At 63.2% G+C, this 16,658-nt stretch carries 17 protein-coding genes; 9 read left to right on the top strand and 8 right to left on the bottom strand.

All coding sequences use genetic code 11. The features are described from left to right. Positions 1-4: 4 nt before the first annotated feature. Positions 5-829, bottom strand: a complete 825-nt coding sequence (locus ACFOJ9_RS12135) for a DUF2189 domain-containing protein (protein ID WP_378979095.1) — start codon at positions 827-829, stop codon at positions 5-7. A gap of 301 nt (positions 830-1,130) precedes the next feature. Between ACFOJ9_RS12135 and ACFOJ9_RS12130 the strand changes: the two genes are divergently transcribed. Beyond that, complete coding sequence (locus ACFOJ9_RS12130) at positions 1,131-2,354, top strand: TadE/TadG family type IV pilus assembly protein (RefSeq protein WP_378979094.1); 1,224 nt, start codon at positions 1,131-1,133, stop codon at positions 2,352-2,354. Between the two features lie 154 nt (positions 2,355-2,508). Here the strand turns inward: ACFOJ9_RS12130 and ACFOJ9_RS12125 are convergent, their stop codons facing one another. Further along, positions 2,509-3,225 (bottom strand): glutathione S-transferase family protein, encoded by a 717-nt coding sequence (locus tag ACFOJ9_RS12125; RefSeq protein WP_378979093.1) that lies wholly within the window; start codon positions 3,223-3,225, stop codon positions 2,509-2,511. Positions 3,226-3,331: 106 nt separating this feature from the next. Between ACFOJ9_RS12125 and ACFOJ9_RS12120 the strand changes: the two genes are divergently transcribed. Further along, positions 3,332-3,700, top strand: a complete 369-nt coding sequence (locus ACFOJ9_RS12120) for a winged helix-turn-helix transcriptional regulator (RefSeq protein WP_378979092.1) — start codon at positions 3,332-3,334, stop codon at positions 3,698-3,700. Here ACFOJ9_RS12120 and ACFOJ9_RS12115 read toward each other — a convergent pair. After that, positions 3,697-4,269, bottom strand: a complete 573-nt coding sequence (locus tag ACFOJ9_RS12115) for a GNAT family N-acetyltransferase (RefSeq protein WP_378979091.1) — start codon at positions 4,267-4,269, stop codon at positions 3,697-3,699. The genes ACFOJ9_RS12120 and ACFOJ9_RS12115 overlap by 4 nt on opposite strands. Positions 4,270-4,472: 203 nt before the next feature. Between ACFOJ9_RS12115 and ACFOJ9_RS12110 the strand changes: the two genes are divergently transcribed. Continuing rightward, on the top strand, positions 4,473-4,946 hold the full coding sequence (locus ACFOJ9_RS12110; protein WP_378979090.1) for a CAP domain-containing protein: 474 nt from the start codon (positions 4,473-4,475) through the stop codon (positions 4,944-4,946). Positions 4,947-4,993: 47 nt separating this feature from the next. On the opposite strand, the gene ACFOJ9_RS12105 is transcribed toward ACFOJ9_RS12110, so the two are convergent. The 3 genes from ACFOJ9_RS12105 to ACFOJ9_RS12095 form a co-directional block, all read right to left on the bottom strand. After that, positions 4,994-6,526, bottom strand: a complete 1,533-nt coding sequence (locus tag ACFOJ9_RS12105) for a DHA2 family efflux MFS transporter permease subunit (RefSeq protein WP_378979089.1) — start codon at positions 6,524-6,526, stop codon at positions 4,994-4,996. 309 nt (positions 6,527-6,835) lie between these two features. Further along, positions 6,836-8,017: an HlyD family secretion protein gene (locus tag ACFOJ9_RS12100; protein ID WP_378979088.1), complete on the bottom strand. Its 1,182-nt coding sequence runs from the start codon at positions 8,015-8,017 to the stop codon at positions 6,836-6,838. Continuing rightward, positions 8,014-8,493: a MarR family winged helix-turn-helix transcriptional regulator gene (locus tag ACFOJ9_RS12095; RefSeq protein ID WP_378979087.1), complete on the bottom strand. Its 480-nt coding sequence runs from the start codon at positions 8,491-8,493 to the stop codon at positions 8,014-8,016. The genes ACFOJ9_RS12100 and ACFOJ9_RS12095 overlap by 4 nt, the downstream gene beginning before the upstream one ends. Before the next feature lie 197 nt (positions 8,494-8,690). Between ACFOJ9_RS12095 and ACFOJ9_RS12090 the strand changes: the two genes are divergently transcribed. The 6 genes from ACFOJ9_RS12090 to ACFOJ9_RS12065 are packed head-to-tail and all read left to right on the top strand — an operon-like array spanning position 8,691 to position 14,488. Then, positions 8,691-9,299, top strand: coding sequence for a CDP-alcohol phosphatidyltransferase family protein (locus ACFOJ9_RS12090; protein ID WP_378979086.1), 609 nt, complete (start codon positions 8,691-8,693; stop codon positions 9,297-9,299). Positions 9,300-9,338: 39 nt separating this feature from the next. Further along, entirely contained in the window at positions 9,339-11,123 is a 1,785-nt protein-coding gene (locus ACFOJ9_RS12085) for a bifunctional alpha/beta hydrolase/class I SAM-dependent methyltransferase (RefSeq protein WP_378979085.1), read from the top strand. A 5-nt stretch (positions 11,124-11,128) separates the two neighbouring features. Next, positions 11,129-12,454, top strand: coding sequence for a phosphatase PAP2/dual specificity phosphatase family protein (locus ACFOJ9_RS12080; protein WP_378979084.1), 1,326 nt, complete (start codon positions 11,129-11,131; stop codon positions 12,452-12,454). Beyond that, entirely contained in the window at positions 12,451-12,894 is a 444-nt protein-coding gene (locus tag ACFOJ9_RS12075) for a hypothetical protein (RefSeq protein ID WP_378979083.1), read from the top strand. The genes ACFOJ9_RS12080 and ACFOJ9_RS12075 overlap by 4 nt, the downstream gene beginning before the upstream one ends. Beyond that, positions 12,891-13,553, top strand: a complete 663-nt coding sequence (locus tag ACFOJ9_RS12070) for a lysophospholipid acyltransferase family protein (RefSeq protein WP_378979082.1) — start codon at positions 12,891-12,893, stop codon at positions 13,551-13,553. The genes ACFOJ9_RS12075 and ACFOJ9_RS12070 overlap by 4 nt, the downstream gene beginning before the upstream one ends. Then, complete coding sequence (locus tag ACFOJ9_RS12065) at positions 13,553-14,488, top strand: phosphatidate cytidylyltransferase (RefSeq protein ID WP_378979081.1); 936 nt, start codon at positions 13,553-13,555, stop codon at positions 14,486-14,488. Before ACFOJ9_RS12070 ends, ACFOJ9_RS12065 begins: the two co-directional genes overlap by 1 nt. A 164-nt stretch (positions 14,489-14,652) precedes the next feature. Here the strand turns inward: ACFOJ9_RS12065 and ACFOJ9_RS12060 are convergent, their stop codons facing one another. Together ACFOJ9_RS12060 and ACFOJ9_RS12055 are read right to left on the bottom strand one after the other, a co-directional pair. Continuing rightward, the gene (locus ACFOJ9_RS12060) at positions 14,653-15,639 is read right to left on the bottom strand and encodes a FecCD family ABC transporter permease (protein WP_378987727.1); all 987 of its coding nucleotides are present in this window, start codon (positions 15,637-15,639) and stop codon (positions 14,653-14,655) included. 29 nt (positions 15,640-15,668) lie between these two features. Then, entirely contained in the window at positions 15,669-16,616 is a 948-nt protein-coding gene (locus tag ACFOJ9_RS12055) for an ABC transporter substrate-binding protein (RefSeq protein WP_378979080.1), read from the bottom strand. Positions 16,617-16,658: the final 42 nt, after the last annotated feature.

Genomic DNA, 16,658 nt, shown 5'->3' with positions numbered 1-16,658 from the left:
TTCGTTACATTGGCCGCCTTATCTGCTGCGCCCGCTCCGGTTCGACCACCTTGCGGTAGAGATGCCAGGTGGCATGGCCGAGCACCGGCATGACCACGGCGAGCCCGGCAAACAGCGGGATCGAACCGATGACCAGAAGCACGGCGACCAGCAATCCCCACAGCGCCATCTGCAGCGGGTTGGCCATCACCGCCCGCGCCGAGGTCTCGATGGCCGAAACGGCGCCGACGTCCCGGTCGAGCAGCAGCGGGAAGGCAATCACGGTGGTGGCCAGCACGACCGCGGCGAAGACAAAGCCTGCCGCATTGCCGGCGAGGATCAGCGTCCAGCCCTTGCCGGTCGTCAGCACCTCGCGCACGAAGCTGCCGATCGATGCCGGAGGCTGGTCGCCGAACAGGCCGGTGTAGATCGACTGCGCGGTGTACAGCCACAACAGGAACAGCGCGACCAGCATGATGCCGATCACCGCGATCGACGGAACCGCCGGCGAGCGGCGCACGTCGAGCGCATGCCGCCAGGAGGTATTCATGCCGAGTTCGCGCCGGCGGCTGATCTCATAGAGACCGATCGCGGCAAACGGCCCAACCAGCGCGAAACCCGACATCAGGGGGTAGATGAGCTGGATGGCGTTGGCGCCAGACGTCCACCGCGTCAGGATCAGGCCAACGATGGGATAGATCAGGCACAGGAACACGTAGTGCGAGGGTTTTGCCCAGAAATCCTCGAAGCCGAGGCGTAGCGCATCCCAAAGGTCCGATGTGGTGATGCGGCGCACCGTGGGCTGCACATGCATTCCACGTGCATCCGCCATGACATGAAAGCCGGCCATAACCTTCCTCCCGTGTGTCGGGGCGGTCACCGCCAGGATGGCCGCCAGAGCTGCCACTTCAAGAACGAAAGGCACGATAGCAGAGTTGGTGGCGATTGTCGCCGCGTCAATGGCTTGGAATAACTCCCCGTTGGGCTCGCCCCCTTGCCCGTCGCCTCTCATCTGGTCGCGCCTTGGGCAGGCTTCTTTTTTGGCCAACCATCGTGTCGCATTTTAGCATTATGCATTTTAGCATTTACTGAAATTGCTCGTAGAGACCCCTGGCGTATCACCTGAGCTTTGCAGGTTTTGGCGAGGGACGATGTTCGCATTGAAAGGCTTCTGGTCTTCGGAGCGGGGCAACATTGCCATGACGACCGCCATAGCGATGCTGCCGATGATAATTGGTGTGGCCGGCGCCATTGATCTGTTCGGCACGAGCCGTGATGCCGCGCAACTCCAGAACTCGCTGGACGCGGCGGGACTCGCCGTCGGCACGAAATTTTCTCCCGACATGGCGGCTGGCGATGTTCAGCAACTTGGGCTGCAATTCTTTGCCGCAAATTTGAGCGCGGCCGACCCGCAGGAATATTCGGGCAGCGTCTCGGCTTTCTCGGCAACGGCCAGTGGCAGTCCAAGCGCCTACTTTGTCTCGCTGTCGTCGAGCATAAGCCACCAAAGTTTCATCGCCGACTCGGCCCCCTGGCCGGCCTACCGCTCGACCTTGGTCAAGATAAAACCTGGCGCTCAAGCCTGCGTGCTGGCGCTCGATCCGCATGCCTCCGCCGCCGTGAACCTGCAGGGCTCGACCAATGTCTCGATGGATAGTTGTGTGATCGCGTCGAACTCGGACGCGTCCGATTCTGTCAATAGAGGCGGCTCTGCACTGGTTTCGGCGGGCTGTGTCTCAACCGTCGGCGGCACCAGCGGGCTGTTGCCGCCCGGCGCCAGTCTCGCCTGCGGAACGCCGCACGAACATCGGTACGCGTCTTTTGATCCACTGGCCGACGTCATTCCTCCCCCTTACACATTGTGTTTGCCGGTCCCGAACGGCAAAACCTACACGCTGTCGCCCGGCACTTATTGCGACAAGACATTGTCGGGGGACATCACGCTTGATCCGGGCGTCTACATCATGCGCGGCACCACCATAAAGCCAGGGGGAAACGGCAGCCTGACTGGCCAGGGCGTGACCATATTCCTCATGGAAAGCGCTCAGATATACATAAATGCCAATGAGAAGGTGAACCTTTCCCCGCCCGCCAGCGGCCCTTACGCTGGTATCACCATTTTTCAGGATCACGGCAATACGTCTGCCCTGACGTTGAATGGCGGCGCAAATTCCGTGCTCAGCGGTTTCATCTACGCGCCGGACGCGCCCATTTCCTACGCCGGCAACTCTGATATGAGCGCCCAGGGCGACTGTCTCAGGCTTGTCGGAAATACGGTACAGATGACCGGAAACTCGTCCGTCACGTCGGACTGCGCGGCTGCGCTTGGAAATCGCGCAATGTATGCTGACCGGATGATCACTCTCGTGAAATGAGAGACGGCTCCCAACGTTTGACCTGACGTCCGGAGGCGCCGGCGGTAGCGTTGAGAAGAATGGCGGTCGCGTTCAACAACGCCGGAGTGCGGCAACCGCACTCCGGCAGATAAGTGCCTTTCACAAAGGCACATCTAGTTGAAAATGAGCATCGCTACGGTTGCGCCGGTGCAGCGAAGCGATCGATCACTTCGGCCAGAGGGACGTGGCCAAGGCAGGCACCGGAACCGGCGGGCTGTTCGCCATCCTCGACAGCCAGGGCATATCGCACGACCGGATCGGCTTCGATGCGGCGACGCAAGCCGGCCAGCTTGGGATAGGCAGCACCCTCGATCGCCTGATGGAACTCCGCCCAGCGGGCCACACCAATCAGCGTGGTATCCGCCAGCGTCAGCCGATCGCCGACCAGAAAGTCCGTGTCGGCGATCATGGCCTCGAGCCGATCATGGCGTTCGGCAACGGCCTTGCGGCCGAAGTCGCGCAAGGTCGCCTTCAGCGCCGGTTCATCCGCTGCCATTTCCAATGCCACCCAGAGCGGGCTGAAAGCGGCTGTGAAACCGGTGTTCACGAAGGCCATCAACTGGTGCATGCGGTCGGCTTCCTGCGAGCGCGGATCGAAGCTGATGCGACGTTGCGTGTCGCGGGCCTCGAGCCACGCGGCAATGGCCATGGTCTCGGTGAGCACGGTGCCTTCGTCGGTGATCAAAACCGGCGTTTCCTGACGGCCATTGATGCTGGCGTAGGCGTCGTTCTTCATCTCGGTGAGCATATCGACACGGCACAGGCGATAGGGTTGTCCGACGCGTTCAAAGGCAGCGACGAGCCCCATCGAGCTTCCCGCCGGGAAGCCGTAAAGGAGGATAGGTTCCATTTGTTTTCTTCCATGGTTCAAGGGATCACGCCGCGCAGCGAAACTTGACCCTAAACGCTGGTCGCCCCATGTAAATTACGCACAATTCTGTAACCAGGGACCGCCCATGAAAGACGTCGTCTCACGCTGCCCGATCGAAGAGACCATGCGCGTGCTCAGCGGCCGCTGGCCCACACTGCTGCTCTATTATCTGAAGGACGGGACCAAGCGGTTCAACGAACTCAGGCGCGACAACCCGACGGTGTCGCACCGCATTCTGGCGCTGGAACTGCGCAAGCTGGAGGACGCCGGTATCGTGCGGCGAACGGCGCGCCCGGGCTATCCGCTGCGGGTCGACTACGATCTTACCGCGCCGGGCCGCAGGCTTGTACCGCTCATCGACGCGCTGGGCTCGTGGTGGGAACGGACCGAAGACGACCGGACTAGCCAAGTCTCACCGATGCCGGAAACCTATTCCCGCACGGCGGCAGGCTAATTCTGGTCGATTGAGACAACGTGATCGTTGGCCAGCCGTCCAAACATCCTGAAGTCGTGGTAGGCGCCCTTGAACCGCGCTTTCTGCCGTAGCGTCCCCTCGTAGCGGAACCCGGCTTTCTCCAGCACACGGTCCGATCCGGTATTGCCTGGCAGCGTCCACGCCTCGATGCGATTGAGTCCGAAAAACCGATGGCCGCAAAGAGCGACGGCAGCAGCAGCCTCGGTCATCAGACCTTTGCCCCAAAAATCCGGATGCAGTTCGTAGCCGATCTCGCCGCACTTCGATTTGTTGACGAACCAGTTGTACCGAATCGCACCGGCCATGGTCTTCGAAGCGCGATCCTCGATGATCCAGGCACACCCTTTGCCGGTGGGAAAGGCCTTGCACATCCATCTCATTGCCCGATCCGCCACCGCCTTGGACGGCGCATCCTGCCAGTTCGAGAACCGGGTGACATCGGGGATCGACAGGATGTCCCGGAAGGCGTCGGCATCTTCGGCGGTCGGGGCGCGCAGCAGCAGGCGGGTGGTGGAGAGCGTCGGGAAGGTACGGGCAGGTTTTGGCATCGGATTCTCCCGTCATAGGGGCCGTCTGGACTATGTTGCCCGAACGGGGGCACTTCAACACTTCAACATTATGCGATGCATTTTGCGAAAACCAACGCATGGGTTCTCACGCAATTTTCACCGCTTGCCCGTCAAAAGCCATGATCGCGACTATTCAGACAGGAATGGCCATTGATCATTCCCATTCCATCGAACCGCGTCCGATGCCGAGCAGGCGCATGGTGCTGACCGGCCTCGTCGCGCTGGCCGGTCTCGCCGCCTGTAGCACCGTTTCTCTGCCAACAGGCGAAGGCGCCGGGGTCTCCTCATCCGCCACCAGCACGCTGGTCAGCATCCGCGCCTCGGCCGGGCTGGCGCCGCTGGTCCCCGACCGGCAGCTCGAACAGGCCGCCCTGCAACAGGCCGGCTACATGGCGCAACGCCGTCGCATGAGCCACACCACCGGCTGGGGCAAGGATTTCGCCTCGCGCGTCAAAGGTAATGGTATTGCGGGTGCGGCCGCCGAGAACATCGCCGAGGGCCGCTTCGACCTGGAGAAGCTGTTCGACATCTGGGTGCATTCATCAGGCCATCGCCGCAACATGCTCGACCCGCGCTTCACCCGCTTCGGCCTTGCCTATGTGCGCGACGGCAGCGACAGAAATCTGCGTTACTGGAGCCTCGTGCTCGGGAAATAAGAGGCGTGCCGGTTGCGTGCGCCACCACCAACACGACCTGATGAGAGCTAGTCCATATGCGCGGCTGGTGCGCCACCGGCAGGCGCCTGCTTCGGCTTGCGCAGCAGGAAAACGAACGGGATGGCAAGCAGCGTCATCACCATGAGTATTTTGAAGTCATTGACGTAGGAGATCATCATCGCCTGGAGATTGACCATACGATCCACCTGCGAAAGCGCCATTGGATCGCCGCTTGCGGCTGCCGGTGAGACCGCCCAAAGATTGGGGTTGAACGGGTTGATGAAGGCCGAAAGCTCGGTGTGATTGATCTGCGTGTTGCGCACCATCAGGACCGTCACGACCGACACGCCGATGGACGAGCCGAGATTACGCACCAGGCTGAACAAGGCCGTGGCATCGGTGCGGAAGCGCACGTCAAGCGTGGCGAAGGCGACGGTCGACAGCGGCACGAACACCATTCCCATGCCCAGGCCCTGGATGACGCCGGAGCTGATGATCAGCCAGTTGTCCATCTGAGGCGTGAAGCTGGACATGGTGTAGAGCGACTGCGCGGTCAGCAGGAAGCCGATGACGACGAGGATCCTGGCGTCGACCTTGCTCATGATCCGGCCGACGACGAGCATCGAAATCATCGTACCGACACCGCGTGGCCCCATGACGACGCCGATGGTGACGGTCGGATAGCCGAAGATGGTCGACAGCATCGGCGGCAGCAGCGACATGCTCGCCAGGATGAGCACACCCATGACGAAGATGAACGCCAGCCCGGTGACGAAATTGCGGTCGAGGAAGATCTTGGGATCGATGAAGGGATGTTCGGCCGTCATCGTGTGAATGATGAACACCCAGAAGCCGGTAAGGGAAAGACCAAGCTCAATCCAGATCTCGACCGAGGAAAACCAGTCGACCTCACCGCCGCGGTCAAGCAGCAGCTGAAGCGCGCCGACGCCGAGCGATATCATGGCGAAGCCGAAGAAATCGAAGCCGCGCACGCGCCGGGCAACGGCCGGCAAATAGGCGGCCATGCCGAGAAAGGCGACGATGCCGACCGGCAGGTTGATGAAGAACACCCAGCGCCAGTTGAAATTCTCGGTCAGCCAGCCACCGAGCGTCGGGCCCAGAATCGGCCCCAGCATGATGCCGGCACCCCAGATGGCCATCGCCTGGCCATGGCGTTCCCTGGGATTGATGTCGAGCAGGAAGGTTTGCGACAGGGGCACGATCGCGGCGCCGAACACGCCCTGCATCAGCCGGAAGAACACCATGGTCTCCAGGCTCCAGGCGATGCCGCACAGCATCGAGAACACGGTGAAGCCGACCACCGCCGTCAGGAACAGTTCCTTGCGGCCGAAGCGGTCGGCCAGCCAGCCGGTGACCGGTGTCATGATGGCGGCGGCAACGATGTAGGAGGTCAGCACCCAGTTGATGTTGTCGGGCGAGGCGCCGAGATCGCCCGTCATTGTCGGCAGCGCGACGTTGGCGATCGTCGTGTCGAGCGCCTGCATGATCGTCGCCAGCATGAGCGCGACCGTGATCAGGCCGCGATGCGGCACTTCTTTGAAGGGTTCGGGCGTGCTCATGGCGTGGAACTTCCAGCAGGTAACAAAAACGTGTACAATGGGTTTCCGGGCGGCAAAGCCTTCCGTTGAGAGGCCGTCATCGCGGTGGGACGCGATTATCGATGTGGGGGTTACATCGACTGAAAGTCTCTGATGAGCGGATGCCTGCCGCCCGGAAACATGAGGACCGACGGGTCTGCGTCGAAGATTTCAGATTTCGGTCAAGCCGCGACGCGGCTTCGCCCAAACGCTGATCCTTCCAGCTCCTCCCATCAGACCAATCCTGCTATTCACCTCCACCCGCTGGTCCCCGCGGGATTCTGTTGACTTTTACTGCGCGGCCTCGCCAGCCGTGGCGTGACCGAAGATCGACGGCAGGCCACGCGCCACGCCGGTGTCGACGGTAACGGTGGCGCTCATGCCGGTGCGCAGCGCCATCTTGGCGTCGGCATCGGTCAGTTCGAGACGCACCGGAATGCGCTGAGTGACCTTGACCCAGTTGCCAGTGGCGTTCTGGGCCGGCAGCAGCGAGAACTCTGCTCCGGTGCCGGCGCCGATCGCCTTGACCGTCGCCTCGAAGGTGCGGCCCGGATAGGTGTCGACCACGATCTCGGCCTTCTGGCCGGACTTCATGTGTGTGAGCTGCGTTTCCTTGAAATTGGCGTCGATCCAGGTGTCGCCGGTCTCGACCAGCGAAAACAGCGGCGTGCCGGAACCGACATACTGACCGACCTTGAACGACGAAGCCTGGCTGACGACGCCGTCTGCCGGCGCCTTGACCGTGGTTTGCGCCAGATCGTAGGCCGCCTTGTCGCGCGCGGCCAGCGCGGCCATCACGGTCGGGTGCTTGTCGGTCTCGATATCGGGATTGCCGCCAAGGGCTGCCTTGGCGCTGATGATGCCTTGCTCGGCAACGGCCAGCTGCTGCTTGGCCTTGTCGAGATCGTTCTTGGCCTCGTCCAGAGACGACTTGGCGTTGATGCCCTTCTGGGCAAGGTCGGCGGCGCGGTCAAACTGCGACTGGGCGAAAGCGACCTGGCTGGCATCGGACTTTTGCTGAGCCATCGACTGGCCATAAGCCGCGCGCAGCTGCTCGACATTGAGACGCGCGCCCGCCACCGCCGCGTCGGCCTGGGCCAGCGCGATCCGATATGGCTCGGGGTCGATGGCAAACAGTTCGTCACCCTGTTTGACCAACTGGTTGTCGGCAATGTCGACCTGAACGATGCGGCCGGCCGTGTCGGACGCGATCGACACCTTGGCCTGCTGCAGATTGGCGTTCTCCGTCTCCTGGTAGCGGCCGCCGGTGACCCAGACGTAACCGCCGCCGACAGCCAGTGCCGCGGGCAGCGCGACCATCAGCAGGAAGCGGCCTAGCCGGCGCTTTTTCTTCACCGGCGCCGGGGCTGGCTGCACCTGGGGAGCGACCACCACCGGGGCCGCGGCCGGCTTCTCCGGCGCTTCCATTTCCAGCTCGGTCACTTTCTCGTCTATCTTGGCTACCGCGTTCATGCTGCTGCGCCCTCTGTATTCTTTACTTTTTCAATGGACGGCGTCTCATCGTCGGTCAGGTTCCGGACCATCGCCTCGAGCCCCTCGATGAGGACACGACGGGCTTCCGGCTTCACGCCGACAAGCGATTCCTCATAGACTTCCCCGGCAATGCTCTTGATCACGGCGTAGGCTTCGCTCGCCTTGGGCGTCAGGAAGATCATGCGGACGCGGCGATCGGTGGCGTCAGGACGGCGCTCGATCCAGCCGCCCTCCTCCATGCGATCGACCAGGCGTGAAACGCTGATCGGCTCGATTTCGAGAAGTTCGGCCAGCCGCGCCTGCGCGACACCGTCTTCCTTGGCAACACGGACCAGAAGCCGCCATTGCGCCGAAGAAAGCCCCAAGCCGCTGGCCCTAGCCTCGAAGCGCTTGCGCATCAAGCGCTGCACGTCGTGGATCAAGAAGCCCAATCTGTCGATACCATCGGAAACCATGAGCGGGATATATAATAAGCGTGCTTACTATTCAAGATGCCGCGTTGCACCAGGAGCCGGCAAACGTGCATGACAGCCGTGCCGAACCAATCATGGTTAGCGATTTGCGAACGCATGATGACCGCAGCCGCCTCTACTCTGGTCGTGTCTGACATATTGATGTACAGCCGCTGATCAGGATCGGGGGATCAACCGAAATGCCGACGCTTTATGCTCTCAAGCCGGCTTTCCAGGGCCTGCTGCGGCCGCTGGTCAATCGGCTGGCGGCAATCGGCGTGACCGCAAACAGCATAACCATCCTGGCGGCGCTGATGTCGGTCGCGGCCGGGACAGCCATCGCGATCTTGCATGAATGGCGCTGGCTGCTGTTGCTCATTCCCGCGGTGATGTTCGTGCGCATGGCGCTGAACGCCGTGGATGGCATGCTGGCGCGGGAACATGGCCAAGCCTCGACGCTCGGCATGTATCTGAACGAGTTTTGCGACGTCGTTTCGGACCTCGCGCTGATTCTCCCTTTTGCCGTCTTTCCGGAATTTGGCGCATGGGGCGTCGTCGCCTTCGCGATATCAGCCGTGCTGACCGAGTTCGCCGGCGTGCTCGGCATCGCCGCCAAGATCGGACGCAACTATGCCGGGCCATTCGGCAAGAGCTACAGGGCGCTGGCGCTCGGTGTGGTCGCCGTGCTGTGCGCCGCCGGGCTCTGGCCGGCATCCATCGCGCCGTTTGTGTTTCCGGCCATGGCAACGCTTTCGCTGCTGACCGCCATAAACCGGATACGCGCCGGCCTTATTGGCAGCGCCAGCTGAGCATCGAGGCTCGCCATGCCGCCAGAGGGGAAGACCACGATGCACGAACCGATCGCCGCCGCGGCCACGCAAAGCCTTGAGCGGCAAGCGCAGGAGCGGGTCTTCCGCAGCCATGACGGGACGGAGATCTTCTACCGCTTCTGGCCGGCAGCTTCCACTGACGCCAAGGGCGCGGTGGTGCTCTTCCACCGCGGCCATGAGCATGGCGGCCGCATGGCCCATCTCGTCGATGAATTGCAGATGCCGGACCACGCATTCTACGCCTGGGATGCCCGCGGCAATGGCCGCTCGTCCGGTGAGCGCGGCTATGCCCCTTCCTTCTCGGCCCTGGTGCGCGACATCGACTGCTTCATGCGCGAGATCGCCGGCAGGGATGGCTTCGCCACGCAGGATATCGCGCTGATCGCACAGTCCTTCGGCGCCGTGCTCACTGCTGCTTGGGTACACGACTATGCGCCGAAGCTGCGCGCCATGGTGCTGGCCTCACCCGCCTTTTCGGTGAAACTCTACGTGCCCTTCGCTAGGGAAGGCATCGCGTTCTGGCAGAAGATCAAGGGCCGCTTCTTCGTCAATTCCTACGTCAAGGCGAAATTCCTGACCCATGATCCCGTGCGCATCGCCTCCTTCGAGAGCGATCCGCTGATCACACGGCCGATCGCCTCCAACATCCTGGTCGAACTCTACCAGCACGCGGCGCGCATCGTTGCGGACGCCCGCGCCATCACCGTGCCGACGCAGCTTCTGCTCTCGGGCAGCGACTGGGTGGTGCGCCACGGCCCGCAGCACGCATTCTTCGTCAATCTCGGCAGCCGCGCCAAGGAACGCCATGTGTTGCCGGGTTTCTTCCACGACACGCTGGGCGAGCGCGACCGCGCGCAGGCCCTCGACCTGATCCGGCCATTCCTGGCGAAGCAGTTCGCAGCACCAGATGTGCCGGTCGACCTGAAGCAGGCGGACATCGCCGGCTACACGCGCGACGAGGCCGACAGGCTTGCCTCGCCGCTCGCGCTCTTGTCACCCAAAGGCCTCTATTGGGCATTCAGCCGCGCCTCGATCCGCATGGGCGCTTGGGTCTCCCGGGGTATGAAGACCGGCATCGCCACCGGCTTCGATTCCGGCTCGACGCTGGACTACGTCTACGAGAACGACGCGCGCGGTCTTACACCTGTTGGCCGCGTCGTCGACCGTGTCTTCCTGGAGGCCATCGGCTGGCGCGGCATCCGCCAGCGCAAATTGCACCTCGAAGAACTCATCGGCTCTTGCCTGGCGACGCTGAAGGCCACCGGGCGGCCAGCGCACATTCTCGACATCGCCGCCGGCCACGGCCGCTATGTTCTCGACGCCATCGTGAAGAGCCCCGACCAGCCGGCGAGCGTGCGCCTGCAGGATTATTCCGACCTCAACGTCGAGCTTGGCCGCAAGCTGATCACGGAGCGGCAATTGCCGGCTGATGTCTCGTTCCAGCGCGCCGACGCGTTCGATGCCGACATGCTCGCCGGCGCCGATCCGGCGCCTGACCTCGCCATCGTTTCCGGCCTCTACGAACTGTTCTCGGACAATGCGATGATCGCCCGCTCGCTCGGTGGATTGGCCCGCGCCATGCAGCCGGGCAGCCTGTTGCTCTACACCAACCAGCCCTGGCACCCGCAGCTCGAGATGATCGCCCGCAGCCTGACCTCGCATCGCGGCGGCGAAGCCTGGGTGATGCGCCGGCGCACGCAAGGCGAGATGGACCAGCTCGTCGAAGCCGCCGGTTTCGACAAGCTCGAGCAGCGCATCGACCAATGGGGCATCTTCACCGTCTCGGTCGCGCGGCGCCGCTGAGCAGCATGGTCTCATCGCTTGCATCCACCGCGCGCACTGAGCCTTATGGACGGGTGGTCGTCAGGGCAGCCCTCTGGCTGGCCTTCCTGGCGCCGTTCTTCTACCTCAGCTACGGCTTCGCCAACTGGCTGGCGTCGCGGCGCGACGATGTCGGCAGCATCGTGTTCTCCTGGGAACACAGCATTCCGTTCGTCGCCTGGACCATCGTGCCCTATTGGTCGATCAACCTGTTCTACGGCCTGTCGCTGCTGCTCAACAACGACAGGCAAGGGGTCGACCGCCTGGCCGGGCGTTATCTCACCGCGCAGATCGTCGCCGTTGCCTGCTTCATCCTGTTCCCGCTGACCGCGACCTTCGTGCGGCCGGCAACGACCGGCCTGCCCGGCTTCCTTTTTGCCGTGCTTGGCGGTTTCGACAAGCCGTTCAACCAGGCGCCCTCGCTGCACATCGCCCTGCTGGTGATCATCTGGGATCATTGGCGCCACCGGCTCAGCGGGTTTCTCCTGCCGCTCTGGCATGGCTGGTGCTTTCTGATCGGCGCCTCGGTGCTGACGACATGGCAGCATCACTTCATCGACATTCCGACCGGCGCGCTGCTCGGGTTCTTTGCGCTGTGGCTGTTTCCGCGCAACGGCGAGCTGCCGTTTTCAGGCGCGAGGCTGACCAGCGATGCGAAAGCGCGGCGGCTGGCGCTGTTCTATACGCTGGGTGCTGCGCTTGCGTTGGCGGGTGCCGCGCTCGGCTCTTTCTTTTGTGCTGTCGCGCTCTTCCTGCTTTGGCCGGCGCTGGCGCTGGCCATCGTCGCCTTCGCCTATGCCAGGGCAGGCGCAAAAGTGTTCCAGAAATCCGCCGATGGCAGCATCACGCTTGCAAGCCGTATCCTGCTCTTGCCTTACCGTCTCGGCGCCAGGGCAAACATATGGGCCTGGACGCGCAATCTTGCTCCTCAGGTGGCGATTGCCGACGGCGTCTTTCTCGGACGCTTTCCCACAGCACGCGAGGCCAACAGCTTCGGCACGGTCATCGACTTCGGCGCCGAACTTGAAAAGCCGGCGGCAGCAGATTGCCGCTGGATCAGCTTTCCGATGATCGACCTGTTGCCGCCGCCAGCGGCGATGCAGCAGCAGGCAGCCAGCGCGCTGGAGAATGCGCGCCGCGACGGCACCGTGCTGGTGTGCTGCGCGCTCGGCTTTCAACGCAGTGCCGGCGTCGTCGCCGAATGGCTGGTGGCGACCGGCAGAGCCAGGACGCCGACGCTCGCCCGCGAGATGCTGATGGCCGTTGGCCGTCCGGTTCATCTTGCCGGGACCACGGAGCGGGCGGCGTCATGACCGGCAATGCCTACCAGGACCGCACCGACCGCTTCGCCGGCATGCTGATGCGGCAGGCCGCATGGCCGGCCGCACTCGTGGTGGCCGCAAATATCCTTGCACCCCTGGCTGCTTCGGCGCGCGGCGGCTTCGAGACATTGCCTGCGGCCGTCGCCCTGTCGATCACCGCCGCGAGCGCTGTTGCCGTGCTGGCGCTGTCAGCGCTACTGGCATTCGACGCCCTGCTGTTCAGGGTGATGGCTGGCCATGACGACGAGGCTTCCGGTGGTGCCGCGGTGGATGACATGCTGGCGCGCATGCGGCTGAAACCAGCCCCGTCCACGACGCGTTCGCTCGAAGACCGCATGGCCGGCACAAGCCGCTTGCTGTTCAAGCAGCGCGCCGCCCTGGCCCTGTTTGCCACGGCACTTCTGGCGGCAGGGTTCTGGGCGCCGCGATGAACAAGCTTTCGCTCAATACCTTCACCTTGCTGCAGACGGTAACCTCCGTCGGCCTCTCGGCGCTGGCCCGGATGGTGACCGGCGTGCGTCCGATCTGGAACGGCAGCCTGCCCTCCGACCGGCAGCGCATCTATTTCGCCAATCACACCAGCCATGGCGACTTCATCCTGCTATCGGCGTGCCTCAGCGAAAGGGAGCGCGCGATCACCCATGCGGTCGCCGCCGGCGAGTATTGGGGAAAGTCACGGCTGCGCCGCTTCATCGCGCAGGACATGCTGTCGTCCGTGCTGATCAACCGGCAATGGACGAAACCTGAGGAAAACCCGATCGAGATCATGCTGTCGGTTCTCGATCAGGGCCACTCGCTGATCCTGTTTCCCGAGGGCACCCGCAACATGACCGAGGAGCCGCTGCTGGCCTTCCGATCGGGCCTCTACAATCTGTCGATGGCGCGGCCACAGGTCGAGCTGATCCCGTGCTGGATCGAGAACATGTCGCGTGTCCTGCCCAAAGGCCAGTTCCTGCCGGTGCCGCTGCTGTGCCGTGTCGTCTTCGGCGCCCCGGTGGCTGTTGGGCCGGGCGAGGAGCGCCGTGCCTTTCTGGAACGCGCCCACGCCACGCTTCTGGCGCTCAACCCGCGTCCCGAGAGAGACGATTGATGCGCCACGAAATCTCCATCCTGATCATCGGCCTGCTGGCGGTTTTGACCACCGCCAGCATCGTCGCCGCCATACTTTCGGCGCGAGCGCCGAAGCCGCTGAGTTCGACGCTGGTCAATCTTACCCAGCGCATCAACGCCTGGTGGGTGATGGTAGCGCTGATGACGGTCGCCTTCTTCTTCGGCCGCTACGGCATGACCATCCTGTTTGCGCTGATCTCCTTCGCGGCGCTGCGCGAATTCGTGACGCTGACGCACACCCGCCGCAGCGACCATTGGGTGCTGCTCGGCATGTTCGGCATCATCATACCGTTTCAATACTGGCTGGTGTGGACCGCCTGGTACGGGCTCTTCGTCATCTTCATTCCGGTCTACTGCTTCCTGTTGATGCCGGCCATCACGGCGCTGCATGGCGACACCGAACGCTTCCTCGAGCGGATCGCCGCGCAGCAATGGGCGGTGATGATCTCGGTCTATTGCGTCAGCCATGTCCCTGCCTTGCTGACGCTTGAGGTGCCAGGCTTCGAAGGCCGCACCCTGTTGCTGATCGCCTTCCTGATCATCGTCGTGCAAGGCAGCGACGTGCTGCAATACATCTTCGGCAAGCTCTTTGGAAAACACCGGTTTTCGCCGAACGTCTCGCCGTCGAAAACCTGGGAAGGCCTGATCGGCGGACTGGTGTCGGCGAGCCTGCTCGGCGCGCTGTTGTCGTTCGTGACGCCCTTCTCGCCGCTGCAGGCAGCAGCCGTGGCCTTCGTCGCCTGCTCGATGGGATTTCTCGGCGGGCTGGTCGCCTCTGCCATTAAGCGCGACCAGGGCGTCAAGGACTGGGGCCATCTGATCGAAGGCCATGGCGGCATGATGGACCGCACCGACAGCCTTGTCTTCGCCGCGCCGGTGTTCTTTCACCTCGTGCGCTATTTCTGGACGGTCTGAGAGCCCGTTTGGAAACTCTACTCCGGCGGCCATCTGATGGCGTTTTCTGCGCTTCCGTTGCTCACGGACCCAAATGTCCGCTCCGCTACGGTTCTCGAAACCACCACCATATGACTCGCCGGAGCGAATTTCGAAACAGGCTCTGGGCTGGCGGCCCGCCGCGATCAGAGCCGGTTGCGGATGAGCATGGTGACGACGAAGAACGCGCCGACTGAGCTGGTGATGATGCCGATCGGCAGTTCTTGCGGCGGCAGCAGCGTTCGCGCCAGAAGATCGCTGGCCAGCAAAAGCACCGCGCCGAAGACGGCACAGCTGGCAACAAGGCGCAGATGCAAGGGACCCGCCAGCGGCCGCGACAGATGCGGAATCATCAGCCCGACGAAGCCTATGACGCCGGCGACCGAAACAAGAATAGCCGTCGAGAAGGCGGCGACGAGAAAGGTCGTCCGGCGCATGCGTGCCACCGGCACGCCAAGGCTTTCGGCTGCATTTTCGCCGGCCAGGAAAGCGTCGAGCCGGCGGTGGTTCCACAGCGCGTAGGCCAGGATAGTGCCCGCACCCAGAGCGCCGAGCCAGATATTATCCCAGCGCGCCAGGCCAAGGCCGCCCATCGTCCAGAACAGCACCGAATGAGCCGCGCGCTGGTCGCCGGCAAAGACCAGGTAGTTGGTCAGGGCGGTGAACATGAACGAGACGGCAAGGCCGGCAAGGATCAGCCGCTCCGGGCCTTGCCCCCTCACCCGCGCGACCAGCAGCAGGACGACACCGGCAGCCAGTATGCCGCCGGTGAAGGCCGCGACCGGCAAGGTCCAGATGCCAAAACTGTCGCCGGAGACGGTGATGACGGAAACGGCGCCAGCGGCGGCTCCCGACGACAGGCCGAACAGGAACGGATCGGCAAGATCGTTGCGGGTCACCGTCTGCAGCAGCGCTCCGACGACGCCCAGACCGGCGCCGACGCAGATGGCCAGGATGGTGCGCGGCAGCCGCAGATCGACGACGATCTTGCCGACCGGCCCGGCCACGTCGTGCCCACTGAAGCCGATTGCGCGACCAAGCGCGGCAACGACGTCGGTCAACGGGATCAGCGTCGAGCCATAGGCGATCGACAGCAGAGCGAGAGCGGCGATCGCCGCCGCTCCCACCATCATGGCCAGTGCGAATGCCTTGTGCCGCAAGCTCAAAACGCTTCCGGGTGCATGGCCTTGGCGATCTTGTCGATCGCTTCGATGTTGGCCGGGCCGGGAGTCAGCTCGGCATAGCGAAGGGCGACGAAGCGCTCGTTCTTGACCGCGTCCGTCTCCTTCATGGCCGGATGCGCCTTCAGGAACTCGAGCAGCTTCTTGTAGCCGCCGCCGTCCTGGTAATCGAGCAGGATGAGGAATTGCGGATTGCGTGACGCCACCGTTTCCCAGTCCGTGTTGCCCCAGCTGGTGTCCATATCGGCCATGATGTTGTCGCCGCCGGCGGCTGATATCATGGCGCTGGGGATGGCGAACTTGCCCGCAGTGAACGGCTTGTCCTCGCCGGAATCATAGAGGAACACCCGCGTACCCTTACGGTCGCCGACCTTGGCGGTGATGTCCGCAAGCTGCGTCTTCCAGCCGGAGACGAGCTTCTCCGCCTCAACCTCCTTGCCAAAGATCTTGCCCAGTTTCTCGACATCGCCATAGAGCAGGTCCATCGAGGCGATAGGACGGTTCTTGTCGAGATGGACGCAGCTTTCCGTCAGCACCAGCGTCTTGATGCCGTGCGGGGCGAGCGTATCGGGCGTCACTTCGCCGCCAGGCTTCATGCCGTAGTACCAGCCGGCGAAGAAGAAATCAGGCTCGACCGCAACGAGGTTTTCGAGCGTCGGATATTTGGGCGCCAGTTCCGGAATCGAGCCCTGCTCGGCCTTGAATTCGGGACCGACCTTGTACCATCCGGTGATGCCGGTCAGGCCGACGATCGACGGCTGCAGTTTCAGCGCGAAAGCCATCTCGGCCATGTTGAGATCCTGGATGACCGCGCGCTTCGGCGGCGCGTCGAAGGTCAGCGGCTTGCCGCAGCTGTCGACGGTGACCGGAAAGGCCAGGGCGGTCGAGGCCAGCAGCGAGAAGGCAAGCGAAAAGGCAAGGCGTTTCACGGGTTTTGCTCCTTTGTGGATGGGATTGGGTCGAATACGGAA

It is taken from the genome of Mesorhizobium cantuariense (genome assembly GCF_042647205.1).
GTDB classification, from domain to species: Bacteria; Pseudomonadota; Alphaproteobacteria; order Rhizobiales; family Rhizobiaceae; genus Mesorhizobium; species Mesorhizobium cantuariense.
The sequence above is the reverse complement of the archived record's forward strand: the minus strand, read 5'-3'. Positions and strand labels throughout refer to the sequence as shown.